This window comes from Pseudomonas sp. DF5, assembly GCF_058148225.1.
Genome location: NZ_JBYVYM010000010.1, coordinates 89,210 through 107,979 on the forward strand (window position 1 = coordinate 89,210; position 18,770 = coordinate 107,979).

18 protein-coding genes are annotated in these 18,770 nt (G+C 59.6%); 16 read left to right on the forward strand and 2 right to left on the reverse strand.

Going from position 1 to position 18,770, the window contains the following annotated elements; translation table 11 throughout:
* The first annotated feature begins 83 nt into the window (after positions 1-83).
* Both AC30D7_RS11570 and AC30D7_RS11575 read left to right on the forward strand, forming a co-directional pair.
* Entirely contained in the window at positions 84-1,649 is a 1,566-nt protein-coding gene (locus AC30D7_RS11570) for a methyl-accepting chemotaxis protein (RefSeq protein ID WP_490134145.1), read from the forward strand.
* A gap of 331 nt (positions 1,650-1,980) precedes the next feature.
* Positions 1,981-2,262: a type II toxin-antitoxin system YafO family toxin gene (locus AC30D7_RS11575; protein ID WP_490134198.1), complete on the forward strand. Its 282-nt coding sequence runs from the start codon at positions 1,981-1,983 to the stop codon at positions 2,260-2,262.
* A 151-nt stretch (positions 2,263-2,413) separates the two neighbouring features.
* Here AC30D7_RS11575 and AC30D7_RS11580 read toward each other — a convergent pair whose 3' ends face one another.
* Positions 2,414-3,088 carry an alpha/beta family hydrolase gene (locus AC30D7_RS11580; RefSeq protein ID WP_490134146.1) on the reverse strand — a complete coding sequence of 225 codons (675 nt, stop codon included), beginning with the start codon at positions 3,086-3,088 and terminating at the stop codon, positions 2,414-2,416.
* A gap of 94 nt (positions 3,089-3,182) precedes the next feature.
* On the opposite strand from AC30D7_RS11580, the gene ccoN (AC30D7_RS11585) reads away from it, so the two are divergent.
* From ccoN (AC30D7_RS11585) to ccoP (AC30D7_RS11620), 8 genes are all read left to right on the forward strand, one after another.
* Complete coding sequence (gene ccoN, locus AC30D7_RS11585) at positions 3,183-4,607, forward strand: cytochrome-c oxidase, cbb3-type subunit I (RefSeq protein ID WP_007942213.1); 1,425 nt, start codon at positions 3,183-3,185, stop codon at positions 4,605-4,607.
* 10 nt (positions 4,608-4,617) lie between these two features.
* On the forward strand, positions 4,618-5,226 hold the full coding sequence (gene ccoO, locus AC30D7_RS11590; RefSeq protein ID WP_490134147.1) for a cytochrome-c oxidase, cbb3-type subunit II: 609 nt from the start codon (positions 4,618-4,620) through the stop codon (positions 5,224-5,226).
* 3 nt (positions 5,227-5,229) lie between these two features.
* Positions 5,230-5,430, forward strand: coding sequence for a cbb3-type cytochrome oxidase subunit 3 (locus tag AC30D7_RS11595; RefSeq protein ID WP_490134148.1), 201 nt, complete (start codon positions 5,230-5,232; stop codon positions 5,428-5,430).
* On the forward strand, positions 5,427-6,380 hold the full coding sequence (ccoP, locus tag AC30D7_RS11600; protein ID WP_018925302.1) for a cytochrome-c oxidase, cbb3-type subunit III: 954 nt from the start codon (positions 5,427-5,429) through the stop codon (positions 6,378-6,380). The genes AC30D7_RS11595 and ccoP (AC30D7_RS11600) overlap by 4 nt, the downstream gene beginning before the upstream one ends.
* A 482-nt stretch (positions 6,381-6,862) precedes the next feature.
* Positions 6,863-8,305: a cytochrome-c oxidase, cbb3-type subunit I gene (gene ccoN, locus AC30D7_RS11605; protein ID WP_490134149.1), complete on the forward strand. Its 1,443-nt coding sequence runs from the start codon at positions 6,863-6,865 to the stop codon at positions 8,303-8,305.
* Positions 8,305-8,913, forward strand: a complete 609-nt coding sequence (ccoO, locus tag AC30D7_RS11610) for a cytochrome-c oxidase, cbb3-type subunit II (RefSeq protein ID WP_009042961.1) — start codon at positions 8,305-8,307, stop codon at positions 8,911-8,913. Before ccoN (AC30D7_RS11605) ends, ccoO (AC30D7_RS11610) begins: the two co-directional genes overlap by 1 nt.
* 5 nt (positions 8,914-8,918) lie before the next feature.
* A complete protein-coding gene (locus tag AC30D7_RS11615) occupies positions 8,919-9,104 on the forward strand; it encodes a CcoQ/FixQ family Cbb3-type cytochrome c oxidase assembly chaperone (protein ID WP_003175465.1) in 186 nt (61 codons plus the stop codon).
* The gene (ccoP, locus tag AC30D7_RS11620; RefSeq protein WP_490134150.1) at positions 9,101-10,084 is read left to right on the forward strand and encodes a cytochrome-c oxidase, cbb3-type subunit III; all 984 of its coding nucleotides are present in this window, start codon (positions 9,101-9,103) and stop codon (positions 10,082-10,084) included. The genes AC30D7_RS11615 and ccoP (AC30D7_RS11620) overlap by 4 nt, the downstream gene beginning before the upstream one ends.
* A 74-nt stretch (positions 10,085-10,158) precedes the next feature.
* On the opposite strand, the gene AC30D7_RS11625 is transcribed toward ccoP (AC30D7_RS11620), so the two are convergent.
* Complete coding sequence (locus tag AC30D7_RS11625) at positions 10,159-11,178, reverse strand: metallophosphoesterase family protein (protein ID WP_490134151.1); 1,020 nt, start codon at positions 11,176-11,178, stop codon at positions 10,159-10,161.
* A 517-nt stretch (positions 11,179-11,695) separates the two neighbouring features.
* Between AC30D7_RS11625 and ccoG the strand changes: the two genes are divergently transcribed.
* The 6 genes from ccoG to hemN all read left to right on the forward strand — a co-directional run bounded on the left by ccoG (position 11,696) and on the right by hemN (position 18,753).
* A complete protein-coding gene (ccoG, locus tag AC30D7_RS11630) occupies positions 11,696-13,111 on the forward strand; it encodes a cytochrome c oxidase accessory protein CcoG (RefSeq protein WP_490134152.1) in 1,416 nt (471 codons plus the stop codon).
* Between the two features lie 11 nt (positions 13,112-13,122).
* Positions 13,123-13,662: a FixH family protein gene (locus AC30D7_RS11635; protein ID WP_018925298.1), complete on the forward strand. Its 540-nt coding sequence runs from the start codon at positions 13,123-13,125 to the stop codon at positions 13,660-13,662.
* A 149-nt stretch (positions 13,663-13,811) separates the two neighbouring features.
* Positions 13,812-16,262 (forward strand): heavy metal translocating P-type ATPase, encoded by a 2,451-nt coding sequence (locus AC30D7_RS11640; RefSeq protein WP_490134153.1) that lies wholly within the window; start codon positions 13,812-13,814, stop codon positions 16,260-16,262.
* A gap of 22 nt (positions 16,263-16,284) precedes the next feature.
* On the forward strand, positions 16,285-16,503 hold the full coding sequence (gene ccoS, locus AC30D7_RS11645; protein ID WP_007933363.1) for a cbb3-type cytochrome oxidase assembly protein CcoS: 219 nt from the start codon (positions 16,285-16,287) through the stop codon (positions 16,501-16,503).
* A complete protein-coding gene (locus tag AC30D7_RS11650) occupies positions 16,496-17,179 on the forward strand; it encodes a sulfite exporter TauE/SafE family protein (RefSeq protein WP_490134154.1) in 684 nt (227 codons plus the stop codon). The genes ccoS and AC30D7_RS11650 overlap by 8 nt, the downstream gene beginning before the upstream one ends.
* A 191-nt stretch (positions 17,180-17,370) precedes the next feature.
* Positions 17,371-18,753: an oxygen-independent coproporphyrinogen III oxidase gene (hemN, locus tag AC30D7_RS11655; protein WP_490134155.1), complete on the forward strand. Its 1,383-nt coding sequence runs from the start codon at positions 17,371-17,373 to the stop codon at positions 18,751-18,753.
* The last annotated feature ends 17 nt before the right edge of the window (positions 18,754-18,770 follow it).

Genomic DNA, 18,770 nt, shown 5'->3' on the forward strand with positions numbered 1-18,770 from the left:
GCACCACTGATTATTGAAAAAAAACTTCAATAAATGCCTGACGATGCCGATACCCCTTCAAAGCCTTGCGGATTGAAAAAGCCATGCGTAACAACCAACCCATTACACAACGCGAACGGACCTTCCCGGCTCAGCAACGGCTGATCTCCACCACCGATGCCAAGGGCTTGATCACCTACTGCAACGAAGCATTCGTCGAAATCAGCGGGTTTTCTCGTGAGGAACTGATTCGTGCGCCGCATAACCTGGTTCGTCACCCCGATGTCCCGGCTGCGGTGTTCGCGCACATGTGGGGCACACTGAAACAAGGCTTGCCATGGATGGGCATTGTCAAGAATCGCTGCAAGACCGGTGACCACTATTGGGTTAACGCCTATGTCACACCGGTGTTCGACGGCAATCAAGTGGTCGGTTACGAGTCGGTGCGGGTCAAGCCCACCGCCGAGCAGATCCGCCGTGCCGAAGCGCTCTACCAACGCATCAACCAGGGCAAGTCCGCCGTTCCTCAAAGAGATAAGTGGTTGCCGGTACTTCAGGACTGGCTGCCGTTCATTCTGGTCAGCCAACTGAGTTTCATGATCGGCGCCACCCTGACGTCGCAATGGGGCTTTGCCCTCGCCGCCGGTCTTTCGGTGCCGCTGGGCTTGATGGGCTTGGGCTGGCAACAGCGCGGTATCAAGCGCCTGCTGCGCCTGGCCGAACAGACCACATCCGACCCGCTGATCGCGCAGATGTACACCGACAGCCGTGGTGCCCAAGCGCGTCTGGAGATGTCGATCCTCAGCCAGGAAGCACGCCTGAAAACCTGCCTGACCCGTCTGCAGGACACCGCCGAGCACCTGACCGAACAAGCGAAACAGTCCGACGCCCTGGCCCACAACAGCTCCACCGGCCTGGAACGCCAGCGCGTCGAAACCGAACAAGTGGCGACCGCCGTCAATCAGATGGCCGCCACCACTCAGGAAGTCGCCAGCCATGTGCAGCGCACAGCCGACGCTACTCAGGAAGCCAATCGCCTGACCGGTCGCGGTCGCGACATCGCAGGCGAAACCCGCGAAGCGATTCAGCGCCTGTCGGTGGTGGTCGGTGAAACCGGCCTGACCGTTACGCAACTGGCCAAGGACAGCGACGAAATCGGTGGCGTGGTCGATGTGATCAAAGGTATTGCCGACCAGACCAACCTGCTCGCCTTGAACGCCGCGATTGAAGCCGCGCGTGCCGGTGAGATGGGCCGTGGTTTTGCGGTGGTGGCCGACGAAGTGCGCCAATTGGCGCAGCGCACCAGTGAATCCACCGGACAGATCCACACCCTGATCGCCAAGCTGCAACAAACCGCCAGCACGGCGGTACAAACCATGGAGGCCGGTCATCGCCAGGCTGAAGAAGGTGTAGCGCGGGTATTGGAAGCGGATCAGGCACTGGTGGGCATCAGCGAAGCGGTGGCCCACATCACTGACATGACCACCCAAATCGCTGCCGCGACCGAAGAGCAAAGTTCGGTAGCCGAAGAAATCAGCCGCAACATCAGCAACATCTCGCAGCTGGCTGACCAGACCTCGGAACAGGCACAAAACTCGGCGCTGCTGAGTGAAGAACTGACCAAGACCGCGAATACCCAGTATTCGTTGGTGGAGCGGTTTAACCGCTGATCGTGGTCGAAAAACAAAAACCCCGGACAGCGAAAGCTTCCGGGTTTAATGAGATGGTCAGCCTGACCGAGAAGCCCTGCAGGTTTACGCTTGCAGGGCTTTTCTCGTTTTCGGCGGAGGATCTCTCATGAACACGATGACGCTTCTCGGTATCGACATTGGCAAACACAGTTTCCACCTGCATGGCCATGGATGCCAGCTGCCAAAATCTCTGCACTTTTTGAACAAATAAACAACTGGCAAAACTTCGCCGCACACTTTTACAACTACAAAGTTGTGCGGCGAACTGCCGACTATTTTCGGGCGAGACGAACGGCTCGACCTCAGCGATATGCACCACATCCACCTGGCAAGCACTCAAGCGATTCAAGCCCAATGGGCAAAAATCGACCGCCAGTATTACCGAACCGCTCTGGTTGAAGATCCTGACAATGACTTCTGGCTGATCTATGCCTTTGACGCCTTTCGGGATGAATACCTTTTGCTGACTGTCAGCGGCCCTGATGCCCATAACCGAAGTGAGTGGGGTTCATTCCTGCGCACTGTGCATTGTGAAATCGTTGGGCCTTGGGTAGTGGGTAAAGTCATCTTTCCCGACCTGGACGACTGTTGATTCAAATGACGGACCAGACCTCGGAACAGGCACAAAACTCGGCGCTGCAGAGTGAGGAACTGACCAAGACCGCGAATACCCAGTATTCGTTGGTGGTGCGGTTTAACCGCTGACAACAAAGTCAAAGGCTGCGATCTTTTGATCTTGCTTCTCACAGAAACCCGGCGACCTTCTTCGCTGTCGCGTCCAAATGCTGCTCATGCGTAAACCCCGAAGCCTTCAACGGTTTCAAATCATGGTCCGCCGCCCCCAGCCAGAACACTTCGATACCTGATGCCAACGTGTAAGCCTCAACGGCTTCACGATTCCCCAGCGCATCGCGCTCGCCCTGCACAATCAACGTCCGTGTCTTTAGCGCAGCCAAATGCTCAACCCGAGGTTTCTCCGGTTTGCCGACGGCATAAAACGGATAACCGAGGCACACCAAGGCATCCGCACCCAGTTCATCAGCCAAAAGACTGGCCATCCGCCCGCCCATGGACTTGCCACCAATGGCCAGACGCCCAGTGACATGGCGTCGCACCACGGCGTACACCTCGCGCCAGCATTCCAGCAGTTTCGGCGCCGGGTTCGGTGGGCGCTTGCCCCCGTCCACTCGCCGCTGGGCCATGTACGGAAACTCGAAGCGCAGCACGTTGACGCCTTGCGCGGCAAGGCGCGCAGCCATGTCGCTCATCCAGCCGCTGTCCATCGGCGCACCGGCGCCATGGGCGAGAATCAGTGTCGCCGAGGCCGGCACCGAGGCGGCATTCCACAGCCATCCGTGATCCCGCACGCACTGCGCCCATTGATCCCCGTCAATACTGGCCTTGTGCTGTTTGTCCATGCTTGCCTCGCTTTTAGTCTGCCTATAACTCCAGGCGAAGGGAGCGTTGCCTTGCGCACGCGTTCTCCTTCGGCTGAACCGTGGATGGGGAACCATGAACACTTCTATCAGTACCGCCTACAACTACAAGGTGGTCCGCCAATTCGCCATTATGACGGTGGTGTGGGGCATCGTCGGCATGGGGCTCGGGGTTTTTCTCGCCGCCCAGTTGGTCTGGCCCGAACTCAACTTCAATCTGCCATGGACCAGTTTCGGCCGATTGCGCCCGCTGCACACCAACGCGGTGATCTTCGCCTTTGGCGGCTGCGCGTTGTTCGCCAGTTCGTTCTACTCGGTACAGCGTACCTGCCAGACTCGATTGTTTGCGCCGAAAATCGCCGCGTTCTGCTTCTGGGGCTGGCAACTGGTGATCCTGCTGGCGGCGATCAGCCTGCCGCTGGGTTACACCAGCTCCAAGGAATACGCCGAACTGGAATGGCCGATCGACATCCTGATCACCATCGTCTGGGTGGCCTACGCCATCGTGTTCTTCGGCACGATCATGCAGCGCAAGACCAAGCACATCTATGTCGGTAACTGGTTCTTCGGTGGATTCATCATCACCGTGGCAATCCTGCACATCGTCAACAACCTGGAATTGCCGGTGAGTCTGACCAAGTCCTACTCGCTGTACTCCGGTGCGACCGATGCCATGGTGCAGTGGTGGTACGGCCACAACGCCGTAGGCTTTTTCCTTACCGCCGGTTTTCTCGGGATGATGTACTACTTCGTGCCGAAGCAGGCCGAGCGTCCGGTGTATTCCTATCGCCTGTCGATCGTGCACTTCTGGGCGCTGATCACCCTGTACATCTGGGCCGGTCCCCACCACTTGCACTACACCGCGTTGCCGGACTGGGCGCAGTCGCTGGGCATGGTGATGTCGCTGATCCTGCTGGCGCCCAGCTGGGGTGGGATGATCAACGGCATGATGACCTTGTCGGGCGCCTGGCATAAGTTGCGCAGCGACCCGATCCTGCGTTTCCTCGTGGTGTCCCTGGCGTTCTACGGCATGTCGACCTTCGAAGGGCCGATGATGGCGATCAAGACGGTCAACGCCCTCTCCCACTACACCGACTGGACCATCGGCCACGTTCATGCCGGCGCGCTCGGCTGGGTGGCGATGATTTCCATTGGTGCGCTGTACCACATGATCCCGAAAGTCTTCGGCCGCGAGCAGATGCACAGCATCGGCCTGATCAACGCGCACTTCTGGCTCGCGACCATCGGCACCGTGCTGTACATCGCGTCCATGTGGGTCAACGGCATTGCCCAGGGCCTGATGTGGCGCGCAGTGAACGAGGACGGCACGCTGACCTACTCCTTCGTCGAAACCCTGGTGGCCAGCCATCCTGGCTTCATCGTGCGACTGGTGGGCGGCGCGATCTTCCTCAGCGGCATGTTGCTGATGGCATACAACACCTGGCGCACAGTGCGGGCCTCGCAGCCTGCCGAAGCCGTCGCCGCCGCGCAGATCGCCTGAGGAGTCCGCCATGAAACACGAAACAATCGAGAAAAACGTCGGCCTGCTGATGTTGCTGATGGTGTTCGCCGTGAGCATCGGCGGCCTGACCCAGATCGTCCCGCTGTTCTTCCAGGACGTAACCAATAAACCGGTGGAAGGCATGAAGCCCTACACCGCGCTGCAACTGGAAGGTCGCGATATTTACATCCGCGAAGGCTGCGTCGGTTGCCACTCGCAGATGATCCGCCCGTTCCGCGCCGAAACCGAGCGCTATGGCCATTACTCGGTGGCCGGGGAAAGCGTGTGGGATCACCCGTTCCTCTGGGGTTCGAAACGGACGGGACCTGACCTGGCGCGAGTTGGCGGGCGCTACTCCGAAGATTGGCACCGCGCGCACTTGTACAACCCGCGCAACGTGGTGCCGGAATCGAAGATGCCGGCCTACCCGTGGCTGGTGGCCAATGCGGTCGACAGCAGCCACACCGAAACCAAGCTCCGCGCCATGCGCACCCTCGGCGTGCCATACACCGATGACGACATCGCCGGCTCAGTCGCGTCACTCAAGGGCAAGACCGAGATGGACGCGCTGGTCGCCTACCTGCAAGTGCTCGGCACTGCCATCAAGAGCAAGAGGTGAGTCATGGTCATTGATATGAGCACAGGCCTGATCCGCGGCCTCGGCACAGTCGTGGTGTTCGTGGCCTTCGTCGGCCTGACGCTGTGGGTGTTCAACAGCAAGCGCACTCCGCAATTCGCCGAAGCGCGCCTGCTGCCGTTCGCTGATGAGCCGCAACCCGAAACCACCCAAGAATCTGCAACAACAAGGAGTCCCCGGCCATGACCACCTTCTGGAGTGCGTGGATCTGCGTACTGACCATCGGCAGCCTGATCGGCCTGACCTGGCTGCTGATCGGCACCCGCCGGGGCGAAACCAAGGGCAGCGTCGACCAGACCATGGGCCACAGCTTCGACGGCATCGAGGAGTACGACAACCCGCTGCCGCAGTGGTGGTTCATGCTGTTTGCCGGCACCCTGGTGTTTTCCGTTGGCTACCTGATTCTTTATCCGGGCCTGGGCAACTGGAAAGGCATCCTGCCCGGTTATGAAAACGGCTGGACTGGTGTCCATGAATGGGAAAAGGAGATGAGCAAGGCAGACGCGAAGTTCGGACCGATCTTCGCCAAATTCGCCGCCATGCCGGTCGAAGAAGTAGCGAAAGACCCGCAAGCGCTGAAAATGGGCGGCCGCCTGTTCGCCTCCAACTGCTCGGTGTGTCACGGCTCGGACGCCAAGGGCGCATTCGGCTTCCCCAACCTGGCCGACAGCGATTGGCGCTGGGGCGGCAGTGCCGAGACCATCAAGACCACCATCATGGGTGGCCGGATGGCGGCCATGCCGGCCTGGGGTGAAGTGTTGGGTGAGACCGGGGTGAAGAACGTCGCCGCGTACGTGCGTCACGAATTGGCCGGCCTACCGCTGCCGGCCGACAGTGGTGCCGACGTGCAAGCCGGACAGCAACTGTTCAGCACCACCTGCGTAGCCTGTCATGGGGCAAACGGCCAGGGCACTGAAGCCATGGGCGCGCCGAATCTGACGCACCCGGCCGGTTTTATCTACGGCACCAGCCTGGCGCAACTGCAACAGACTATTCGCCATGGTCGCCAGGGCCATATGCCAGCGCAAAACGAACTGCTGGGCAACGACAAGGTGCAATTGCTGGCCGCTTATGTGTACAGCTTGTCCCACGGAGTCGGCACCGAGCGTTTGCAGGCACAAGGCAAAAGCGAATAATTTTTGACCGCTCTGCTGCCGCATTCTGCGGAATGCGGCAGTTCCCTGCCTCTTTGCGACCCATTGTCGCACCCTCCCGTTCCCCTTCCTTTCGGTTCACCAGATTCGGGTCTAAGCTTCCTCGGTGCGGACTGGCATGAGTCGGTTCCAGGTCGATTTTACCCGATGTGTTCGACGATTCTGTTCGATGACAGGCCGCAAAGGCTGGTAGATACCGGCTGTCGCGCAAATTGCCGTCTGTCCCTCGATCGTTACGTTTGAACACACCCCGTTACATCTGACTTGAACCCCTCGCCTTTTTCATCCGCTGCGACATTTTGTCAGAGGGCAATTTTGTCCTTACGCGGCGCATGGAAAGGCCGCAGAATCAGGTTTTGAAAGCATTGACCCAGGTCATGGCGCGTTGCAATGACCCCCCGCTTTCTCCATACTTGCGGCCGATTTTTACTCCTAATAAAACACCCAAACCGTGGAACCTTAGAATGAGCACAGCAATCAGTCCGACTGCTTATAACTATAAGGTAGTCCGCCAGTTCGCCATCATGACGGTGGTCTGGGGGATCCTTGGCATGGGGCTTGGTGTCTTCATCGCCTCACAGCTCGTATGGCCGGAATTGAATTTCGGTCTGCCGTGGACGACTTTTGGACGCTTACGCCCGTTGCACACCAACCTGGTGATTTTCGCCTTCGGTGGTTGTGCTCTGTTTGCCACTTCCTATTACGTCGTGCAGCGAACCTGCCAAACGCGACTGATTTCCGACAGCCTCGCGGCCTTCACCTTCTGGGGTTGGCAAGCGGTGATCGTCGGCGCGATCGTGACCTTGCCGATGGGTTTCACCACCACCAAGGAATACGCGGAACTGGAATGGCCCCTGGCTATTCTGCTGGCCATCGTCTGGGTCACCTACGGTCTGGTGTTCTTCGGCACCATCGTCAAGCGCAAGACCAAGCACATCTATGTCGGTAACTGGTTCTACGGTGCCTTCATCGTCGTGACCGCGATGCTCCACATCGTCAACCACATGTCGCTGCCGGTCAGCCTGTTCAAGTCCTACTCGGCCTACTCGGGTGCGACCGACGCGATGATTCAGTGGTGGTACGGCCACAACGCCGTGGGCTTCTTCCTGACCACCGGCTTCCTGGGGATGATGTACTACTTCGTGCCGAAACAGGCCGAGCGTCCGATCTATTCCTATCGCCTGTCGATCGTGCACTTCTGGGCGCTGATCACCCTGTACATCTGGGCCGGTCCGCACCACCTGCACTACACCGCACTGCCGGATTGGGCTCAATCCCTGGGCATGGCGATGTCGATCATCCTGCTGGCTCCAAGCTGGGGCGGCATGATCAACGGCATGATGACCCTGTCGGGCGCCTGGCATAAGCTGCGCACCGACCCGATCCTGCGCTTCCTCGTGGTATCGCTGGCGTTCTACGGCATGTCGACCTTCGAAGGCCCGATGATGGCCATCAAGACCGTCAACTCGCTCTCGCACTACACCGACTGGACCATCGGCCACGTACACGCCGGCGCCTTGGGCTGGGTAGCGATGATCTCGATCGGCGCCATCTACCACATGATCCCGAAACTGTTCGGCCGTGCACAGATGCACAGCACCGGCCTGATCAACGCACACTTCTGGCTCGCGACCATCGGCACCGTGCTGTACATCGCTTCGATGTGGGTCAACGGCATCACCCAGGGCCTGATGTGGCGTGCAATCAACGATGACGGCACCCTCACCTACTCGTTCGTGGAAGCGCTGCAAGCCAGCCACCCTGGTTTCATCGTTCGTGCCCTGGGCGGCGCGTTCTTTGCCAGCGGCATGCTGTTGATGGCCTACAACGTGTTCCGTACCGTTCGCGCCTCGGACCCGGTTGAAGCCGAAGCCGCTACCAAGATTGCTGTAGTTGGAGCTCACTGATGAAGCATGAAGCAGTCGAGAAGAATATTGGCCTGCTGGCCTTCTTCATGGTTATCGCCGTCAGCATCGGCGGCCTGACCCAGATCGTTCCGCTGTTTTTCCAGGACGTCACCAACAAGCCGGTCGAGGGCATGAAGCCTCGTACCGCCCTTGAACTGGAAGGCCGCGACGTATACATCGCCAACGGTTGTGTCGGCTGCCACTCGCAGATGATCCGCCCGTTCCGTGCTGAAACCGAACGCTACGGCCACTACTCGGTCGCCGGGGAAAGCGTCTGGGACCACCCGTTCCTGTGGGGCTCCAAGCGTACCGGTCCGGACCTGGCCCGTGTCGGCGGTCGTTACTCCGATGACTGGCAGCGTGCGCACTTGTACAACCCGCGCAACGTGGTGCCAGAGTCGAAAATGCCGGCTTACCCGTTCCTCGTGGAAAACAAGCTCGACGGCAAAGACACCGCCAAGAAAATGGAAGTCTTGCGCACGCTCGGCGTCCCTTACACCGACGAAGACATCGCCGGCGCCAAGGATGCTGTGAAGGGCAAAACCGAAATGGACGCGCTGGTGGCCTATCTGCAAGGCCTGGGCACCATCATCAAAAGCAAACGGTGATTTAGATGGATATCGGGATGATTCGTGGCCTGGGCACCGTTGTTGTGATGGTGGCCTTCATCGGTCTGGCGTTGTGGGTATTCAGTCCCAAGCGCAAGTCGGAGTTTGAAGACGCGACCTTGCTGCCTTTCGCGGATGATCCCGAAGCCATCAAGCACGTCGAGCAAGCTTCTAGGAGTAACAAAGAATGACTACGTTCTGGAGTCTGTACGTCACAGTCCTCAGTCTCGGCACCATCTTCGCCCTGACCTGGCTGCTGCTGTCCACCCGCAAGGGCCAGCGCGCCGAGCAGACCGACGAGACGGTCGGCCACTCCTTCGACGGGATCGAGGAGTACGACAACCCACTGCCGAAATGGTGGTTCATGCTGTTCGTGGGCACCATCATCTTCGCCCTTGGCTATCTGGTCCTGTACCCGGGTCTGGGTAACTGGAAAGGCCTGCTGCCGGGTTACAGCTACCTCGATAACGAGAAGCAGACCGCGTTCGCCAACGGCCAGACCGGCTGGACCGGCGTTCACGAGTGGGAAAAGGAAATGGCCAGGTCGGACGCCAAGTTCGGCCCGATCTTCGCCAAGTTCGCTTCCATGCCGATCGAAGAAGTCGCCAAGGATCCGCAAGCCCTGAAGATGGGTGGCCGCCTGTTCGCCTCCAACTGCTCGGTCTGCCACGGTTCTGACGCCAAGGGCGCTTATGGTTTCCCTAACCTGACCGACGCCGACTGGCGCTGGGGCGGTGAAGCGGCAACCATCAAGACCACCATCATGGGCGGCCGTCACGCCGTGATGCCAGCCTGGGCTGAAGTGATCGGCGAACAAGGCGTCAGCGACGTTGCTGCTTACGTGCTGACCAACCTCGATGGCCGCAAACTGCCGGAAGGCGCCAAGGCTGACCCGGTTGCCGGTCAGAAGCTGTTCGCTGCCAACTGCGTGGCTTGCCACGGTCCGGAAGGCAAAGGCACCCCGGCCATGGGCGCCCCTAACCTGACTCATCCGGCAGCGTTCATCTACGGCTCGAGCTTCGCCCAACTGCAGCAGACCATCCGTTACGGCCGTCAGGGCCAGATGCCTGCGCAAGAACAGCTGCAAGGCAACGACAAGGTTCACCTGCTGGCTGCTTATGTCTATAGCCTGTCTCACGGCGAGAAGGCACCAGTGGCAGACGCCCAGTAAGGCAAACGCTTGATGTAAAAAAACGGCCCCGTCAGATGACGGGGCCGTTTTCGTTTAAGCCTGCACGGTTCCGGTTAACGGACCTCGATCGTTTCGATTGCCTTGCGGCTTGGCCAGTTATTGTCGTTAACCTGATGCACCGTCAACGTCTTGCGGTCCTGCGCAAAACTGGCGATCAGGTAGGTTTGATTGGATGCTCCACCACTGAGAAAAACCGGTACATCACCAAAATAGTCGTGCTTGTTCCATCCGAAATATGATCCTGGGCTGTTATGTAAATGGCCGGCGAATACCGCCGTCACCCCATAGCGCTCGATCATCGCCTTGAACCGGCCAATCTGCTCCGAACTTCCCTTCCAGCGATCAGGCTTGTGCATATTGAGCACAATGATCTTGCCGCCCGCTCGCGCCATCTTTAAATTTTGCTCCAGCCAATCCAGGGAGTCAGAAATATAATAACCCGTCGGCACGCCCCAGTCGTAGGCTGTGAAATTAGTTGTGTAAGTGGGCTCGTTATGCAATTGAATAACTTGCACATCCCCAAACACCTTGGAATAGGCCAGGCTTCCGTAAAGACCTTTCTTGATCGTGCCACTTTCTAACACCGTCAGATCCAGAGTCTCCAACTTCCCCCAATATCGCTCCTTGAAATCAACGATACTTCCCGCCGCACAATTATTCAGAAAACAATCATCGACATTGTTTTCATAGTCGTGATTACCCAAACCATAGTCATAGGCGCCGCCAAGCTGTTTATCCAGAATCGATTTGACAGTAGAACGCTCGCCACCGTGACCGAAAGCCGTCATATCACCGTTGATCATGACCGGAATACGGGTTGGGTCCTGATTGAAGTTCCTTCTGAAACTGGCAACATCCGAATACTGTGTCTCAATCAACCAGCGCGAGCGCCTGTCTCGATCCGAACTGGACTCCTCCCAGCCGTTATCGGAACTTTCAGTCCAGGGAAACTGTGGGTCCGAAGTAAAAATCAAGTGACCGGGCGAATAATCGGTTTCAGCTGCCTGAGCAGCAAACGAAGTGACACACAATACCAAGCCACACATCGACTTGATGATTTTGGTTAAAAACATAGAATTCCATTTCCATTAAGTTATTAGACAGTGCGGGACTTATTCACCCACACCAATAACCTATGCCAAGTGGAAAACCAACACAAACACTGACACCAGACTAATTAACAACTCATGTTTCCCAACATCACTTACATCAACTGCAAATACATTCCCACTGCCGGGAACGAGCATTGGAAACCTGCTGCGTGGCTGGATTAAAAATCACCCCGCGCACGCACTGTCCAGTAGCACCCTTCCCCGGACCAAGGCCTGACTGAGAGGCGACACCCATTGCCTGGTATGCGATTGATCAACCTGGGGGCCGATTGACCTGCACCCTCTGCAATACCGTCCATAATTCACAAGTCAATTGATTCAAGTCATTACACTGTCAGATGATTTCCACCAACGTGACCAAAGGTCGCACCCTTGAGCCAGAGCTACAGGCGTATCATTGCGCCACTGCTACACCTCTTTTTGACCACGGTCGGCACGTACTGACCGGGGCATTTTTCCACTGCCGTGGGATGCAATGATGAGCAATCAGATTCCGGTACACGACGTTACTCCGCCTGCCAAGAATGCGAACAACAGCGTCGACCTCTACGCCTCTCGAGAAAAGATCTACACCCGAGCCTTCACTGGTCTGTTCCGCAATCTGCGGATGGCGGGCGGTGCCGCGCTGTTTTTGCTGTATTTCGGCACGGTGTGGCTGAACTGGGGCGGTCATCAGGCCGTCTGGTGGAACCTGCCGGAGCGTAAGTTCTTCATTTTTGGCGCGACCTTCTGGCCTCAGGATTTCATCCTGCTCTCGGGCATTCTGATCATCAGTGCCTTTGGCCTGTTCTTCATTACCGTGTATGCCGGTCGGGTCTGGTGCGGCTATACCTGCCCGCAAAGCGTCTGGACCTGGATCTTCATGTGGTGCGAAAAGGTCACCGAAGGCGACCGCAACCAGCGTATCAAGCTCGACAAGGCGCCGATGAGCGCCAACAAATTCTTGCGCAAATTCAGCAAGCACACGATGTGGCTGCTGATCGGTTTCGTGACCGGTATGACCTTCGTCGGCTACTTCTCGCCGATTCGTGAACTGGTGATCGACTTCTTCACCGGTGAAGCCGATGGCTGGTCGTATTTCTGGGTCGGTTTCTTCACCCTCGCCACCTACGGCAACGCCGGCTGGTTACGCGAACAGGTGTGCATTTACATGTGCCCGTACGCCCGTTTCCAGAGCGTGATGTTCGACAAGGACACGCTGATCGTCTCCTACGATCCGCGCCGTGGCGAAGGCCGTGGCCCGCGCAAGAAAGGCATCGACTACAAGGCTCAGGGCCTGGGCGATTGCATCGACTGCACCATGTGCGTCCAGGTCTGCCCCACCGGCATCGATATCCGAGACGGCCTGCAAATCGAATGCATCGGCTGCGCGGCCTGCATCGACGCCTGCGACAACATCATGGACAAGATGGATTACCCGCGCGGCCTGATCAGCTACACCACCGAGCACAACTTGTCGGGGCAAAAAACCCATAAACTGCGCCCACGCCTGATCGGCTACGCCCTGGTGTTGCTGACCATGATCGCGTTGCTGGTGACCGCGTTCTTCATGCGCTCGCTGGTCGGTTTCGATGTCAGCAAAGACCGCGTGCTGTACCGCGAGAACGCCGAAGGCCGGATCGAAAACGTCTACAGCCTGAAGATCATGAACAAGGACCAGCGCGACCACACCTATGTGCTGGAAGCCACCGGCCTGCCGGACCTCAAGCTGCAAGGCAAGCGCGAGATCAAAGTCGCGGCCGGGGAGATTTTCAGCCAGCCGGTCGAGTTGTCCAGCTCGCCGGAGCAACTGCCGTCGAGCACCAACGAGGTGAAATTCATCCTCAAGGATGCCGATGACGCCAGCGTCCACGTTGAAGCCAAGAGCCGATTCATCGGCCCACAAATTCGTTGAGAGAAGTGATCATGCCCGCAGCAACTGCCGCAAGTCCCTGGTACAAGCACCTTTGGCCGTGGATCATCATCGCCATCCTGGCTTGCTCGGTGACCTTGACCCTGTCGATGGTGACCATCGCGGTGAACAACCCGGATAACCTGGTCAACGACAACTATTACGAGGCCGGCAAAGGCATCAACCGCTCCCTGGACCGTGAACTGCTGGCCCAGACCCTGCAACTGCGTGCCAGCGTGCACCTGGATGAGCTGACCGGCGAAGTCGACCTGCGCCTGAGCGGCAACAGCCAACCGAAAACCCTTGAGCTGAACCTGATTTCGCCGACCCAGCCGGAGAAGGATCGCAAGATCACCCTGGCCCGCAGCGAAACCGAACAGGGCCGTTACATTGGCCAGTTGAGCGACAAGGTCGAAGGCCGCCGGTTCGTTGAATTGCTGGGTGTGCAGGATGACAAGACCTGGCGCATGTTCGAGGAAGAACAGGTCAGCCATGCCAAGGATCTGTTGCTCGGTGATGAGCCGTTGCAAGGTGCCGAAGACCTGAAGAAATAAAAAGCTGCGCTTCGCGCATTCGCGAGCAAGCCCGCTCCCACATTGGATTCCCACACTTCGTGTACGACGCAGATCCAGTGTGGGAGCGGGCTTGCTCGCGAAGAGGCCCTACCTGACGACAGAGATTCATCGGCACTAGTGAAAACCTCATGACCACCCCAACCCCCTGCTACCACTGCGCCCTGCCCGTCCCGGCCGGTAGCCGTTTCACCGCTGCTGTCCTCGGGGATACCCGCGAGTTCTGCTGCCCGGGTTGCCAGGCGGTGGCCGAAGCCATCGTGGCCGGTGGGCTGGAAAGTTATTACCAGCATCGCAGCGAAGCCTCGGCCAACCCCGAAGCCTTGCCGGTGCAACTGGTGGACGAGTTGGCGCTGTATGATCGCGCCGACGTGCAGCAACCCTTTGTCCGCCACGAAGGCGAACTCGCCGAAACCACTCTGTTGATGGAAGGCATCAGCTGCGCCGCCTGCGGCTGGCTGATCGAAAAGCATCTTCGCAGCCTGCCGGCGGTGGCTGAAGCACGTCTGAACCTGTCCAACCATCGCCTGCACGTGCGCTGGGCCGACGCGCAATTGCCGTTAAGCCAGTTGCTCAGCGAATTGCGCCACATCGGTTACGCCGCTCACCCTTATCAGGCCGACCGTGCCAGCGAACAACTGGCCAGCGAAAACCGTCTGGCCCTGCGCCAACTCGGGGTCGCCGGGTTGCTGTGGTTCCAGGCGATGATGGCGACCATGGCCACCTGGCCGGAATTCAACATTGACCTCAGCCCCGAACTGCACACCATCCTGCGTTGGGTCGCGTTATTTCTCACCACGCCGATCGTGTTCTACAGCTGTGCGCCGTTCTTCAAAGGGGCGATGCGCGATCTGCGCACCCGGCACCTGACGATGGACGTCTCGGTGTCACTGGCAATTGGCAGTGCCTATATCGCCGGGATCTGGACCTCGATCACCGGGGTCGGCGAGTTGTATTTCGATGCGGTGGGAATGTTTGCGCTGTTCCTGCTGGCTGGGCGCTACCTGGAACGCCGTGCCCGGGAGCGAACCGCCGCCGCGACCGCACAACTGGTCAATCTGTTGCCCGCCTCCTGCCTGCGGCTGAGTGCGGACGGCCAGAGCGAGCGGATTCTGCTCAGCGAGTTACGCGTGGGCGATCAGGTGTTGGTGCACCCCGGTGCGATTCTTCCGGCCGACGGCAAGATCCTTGACGGTCAGTCGAGCATTGACGAATCCCTGCTCACCGGCGAATACCTGCCGCAACCACGAACCCTGGGTGACGCAGTCACCGCCGGCACCTTGAACGTCGAGGGTGCGTTGACCGTGGAGGTCCTGGCGCTAGGTCAGGACACGCGTCTGTCGGCCATCGTCCGCCTGCTGGATCGCGCCCAGGCCGAAAAGCCGCGGCTGGCGGAAATCGCCGACCGCGCCGCGCAATGGTTCTTGCTGCTGACGCTTATCGCAGTGGCCGCCATCGGCCTGCTCTGGTGGGAGCTGGATTCATCGCGAGCGTTCTGGATTGTCCTGGCGATGCTGGTTGCCACCTGCCCGTGCGCCTTGTCCCTGGCCACGCCGACCGCCCTCACCGCCGCCACCGGCACACTGCACAAACTCGGTTTGCTACTGACGCGCGGCCATGTACTGGAAGGCCTGAACCAGATCGACACGGTGATTTTCGACAAGACCGGCACCCTCACCGAAGGTCGGCTGGCCTTGCGTTCGATCCGGCCGCTTGGGGCACTGGCCAGCGATCAATGCCTGAGCCTCGCCGCCGCCCTGGAAAACCGTTCCGAACACCCGATCGCCCGGGCTTTTGGCCGCGCGCCGCTGGCTGCCGAAGAAGTCCACAGCACGCCGGGTCTGGGCCTTGAAGGCTTGGTCGGCGCGCAACGCCTGCGCATTGGCCAACCGGGTTTTGTCTGCGAGCTCAGCGGTGCTCAAGTGCCGATGATGCCCGATGAACCCGGCCAATGGCTGCTGCTCGGCGACAGCCAGGGACCACTGGCGTGGTTCGTCCTCGACGACCGTTTGCGCGCCGACGCCCCCGCCCTGCTGGCGGCATGCAAGGCTCGCGGCTGGCGCACCTTGCTGCTGTCCGGTGACAGCTCGCCGATGGTTGCCAGTGTCGCCGCCGAACTGCGCATCGACGAGGCCCGTGGCGGTTTGCGTCCGGACGATAAATTGCAGGTGCTGCAACAGCTGCATCTGCAAGGTCGCAAGGTGTTGATGCTCGGTGACGGGGTCAACGACGTGCCGGTGCTGGCCGCCGCAGACATCAGCGTGGCGATGGGCTCGGCCACCGATCTGGCGAAAACCAGTGCCGATGCGGTATTGCTGTCGAACCGCCTCGACGCGCTGGTGCAAGCCTTCAGCCTGGCTCGTCGCACCCGCCGGGTCATCATCGAGAACTTGTTGTGGGCAGCGCTGTACAATGGCCTCATGTTGCCATTCGCCGCCCTCGGCTGGATCACTCCAGTGTGGGCCGCGGTCGGCATGTCCATCAGTTCGTTGACCGTGGTGTTGAATGCTTTGCGCCTGACTCGCCTGCCGAGCGCGCCTGCCGCCAGCGCCACGCCAGAAACCCGCCCGCTGCCGGCCTGAGCCGCGCGGGCATGGAGTCCAGATGCCAGCTCTCTACGTGATGATCCCGGCCGCGCTGCTGATCGTGGCCATCGCTATCTACATCTTCTTCTGGGCGGTCGACAGCGGTCAGTACGACGACCTCGACGGCCCGGCCCACAGCATCCTGTTCGATGACCAGGACCCGAAGCACACGGCAGCGGTCGACGAAGCCAGCGGCCATCCGGCCAAACCGGACGACAAGGCGCCACCCCATGCTTGAGTTGGCGCCACTGCTGGTCTCTGCGCTGATCCTCGGCCTGCTCGGTGGCGGCCATTGCCTGGGCATGTGCGGCGGTTTGATGGGCGCGTTGACCCTGGCGATCCCCAAGGAACAGCGCAGCCGACGCTTGCGCTTGTTGCTGGCCTACAACCTGGGGCGGATTCTCAGCTACGCCGCGGCCGGCCTGCTGATCGGCCTGGCTGGATGGGCCGTGGCCAATAGCCCGGCGGCGATGTTCATGCGCGTCCTCGCCGGATTGCTACTGATCGCCATGGGCTTGTACCTGGCCGGCTGGTGGAGCGGTCTGACCCGTATCGAAAGCCTCGGTCGCGGCTTGTGGCGGCATATCCAGCCGGTGGCCAACACACTGTTGCCAGTGTCGAACCTGCCCCGCGCCTTGCTGCTCGGCGCGCTGTGGGGCTGGCTGCCGTGCGGGCTGGTTTACAGCACATTGCTGTGGTCGGCGAGTCAGGGTAATGCGCTGGACAGTGCGTTGCTGATGCTGGCGTTTGGGTTGGGCACCTGGCCGGTGCTGCTCGCCACAGGCCTGGCGGCCGAGCGGGTCACGGCGTTATTGCGTAAACGCAGCGTGCGCATGACCGGCGGCTTGTTGGTGATGGTGTTCGGCATCTGGACCTTGCCGGGGCCGCATCAGCATTGGCTCATGGGGCATTAGATCGGCGGTGCGCCCTTCGCGGGCAAGCCTCGCTCCTACAGAATTTCGCGATCCCTTGTAGGAGCGAGGCTTGCCCGCGAAGAGGCACTCACTGACACCACAAATCCCGACCCTTGATGCAAATCAAGATGTCTTTGTGCACTTCTCCCTAGACTCGCCGACACTGCCAGCCTATCCGGGGGAATGCCCGCATGCTCGACGCCATTCGTTGGGACACAGATCTGATCCGCCGTTACGACCTGGCGGGGCCGCGCTACACCTCGTATCCGACGGCCGTGCAATTCGACAGCCAGGTCGGCACCTTCGACCTGTTTCATGCCCTGCGCGACAGCCGCAAGGCGCTGCGGCCGTTATCCCTGTATGTGCACGTGCCGTTCTGCGCGAACATCTGCTACTACTGCGCCTGCAACAAAGTCATCACCAAGGACCGAGGCCGCGCCCTGCCCTATTTGCAGCGCCTGGAACAGGAAATCCAGCTGATCGCCTGCCACCTCGACCCCATGCAAAAAGTCGAGCAACTGCATTTCGGCGGCGGCACACCGACCTTTCTCAGCCACGATGAACTGCGCCAGCTGATGGCCCGGCTGCGCAAGCATTTCAATCTGCTGGACGACGATTCCGGCGACTACGGCATCGAGATCGACCCGCGCGAGGCCGACTGGTCGACCATGGGCCTGCTTCGGGAACTGGGCTTCAACCGAGTCAGCATCGGCCTGCAAGACCTTGACCCGGCGGTACAGCGGGCGGTCAATCGCCTGCAAAGCCTGGAAGAAACCCGCGCGGTGATCGACGCCGCCCGGACTCTGCAATATCGCTCGATCAACATCGATCTGATCTACGGCCTGCCCAAGCAGACGCCCGAGAACTTCGCCCGCACCGTCGACGAAGTCATCAACCTGCAACCGGACCGGCTCTCGGTGTTCAACTACGCCCATCTGCCAGAGCGCTTCATGCCGCAACGGCGGATCAACAGCAACGATCTACCGGAACCGGCGCAGAAGCTGGAAATGCTCCAGCGCACCATCGAACAACTGACGGCCGCCGGTTACCGCTACATCGGCATGGACCACTTCGCCCTGCCCGATGATGAACTGGCGATTGCCCAGGAAGAGTCGACCTTGCAACGCAACTTCCAGGGCTACACCACCCACGGTCATTGCGATCTGATCGGTCTGGGGGTATCGGCCATCAGCCAGATCGGCGACCTGTACTGCCAGAACAGCAGCGACCTGACCCAGTACCAGAACGCTTTGGCGTCCGCGCAACTGGCCACCGCCCGTGGCCTGCTGTGCAATGCCGACGATCGCTTGCGCAGGGCGGTGATTCAGCAACTGATTTGCCATTTCAACCTGGAATTCGCGGAAATCGAGCAGGCCTTCAATATCGATTTTCGTGGTTACTTCGGCGAGCTTTGGCCACAACTGCAGGACATGGCCGAGGACGGACTGATCGTGTTGGACAATGAAAGAATCACCGTGCTGCCCGCAGGCCGGCTGCTGGTGCGTTCGGTGTGCATGGTGTTCGATGCTTATCTGGAACACAGCAATCGCCAGCGTTTCTCACGCGTAATTTAGAGTATGAGGTTAAATTG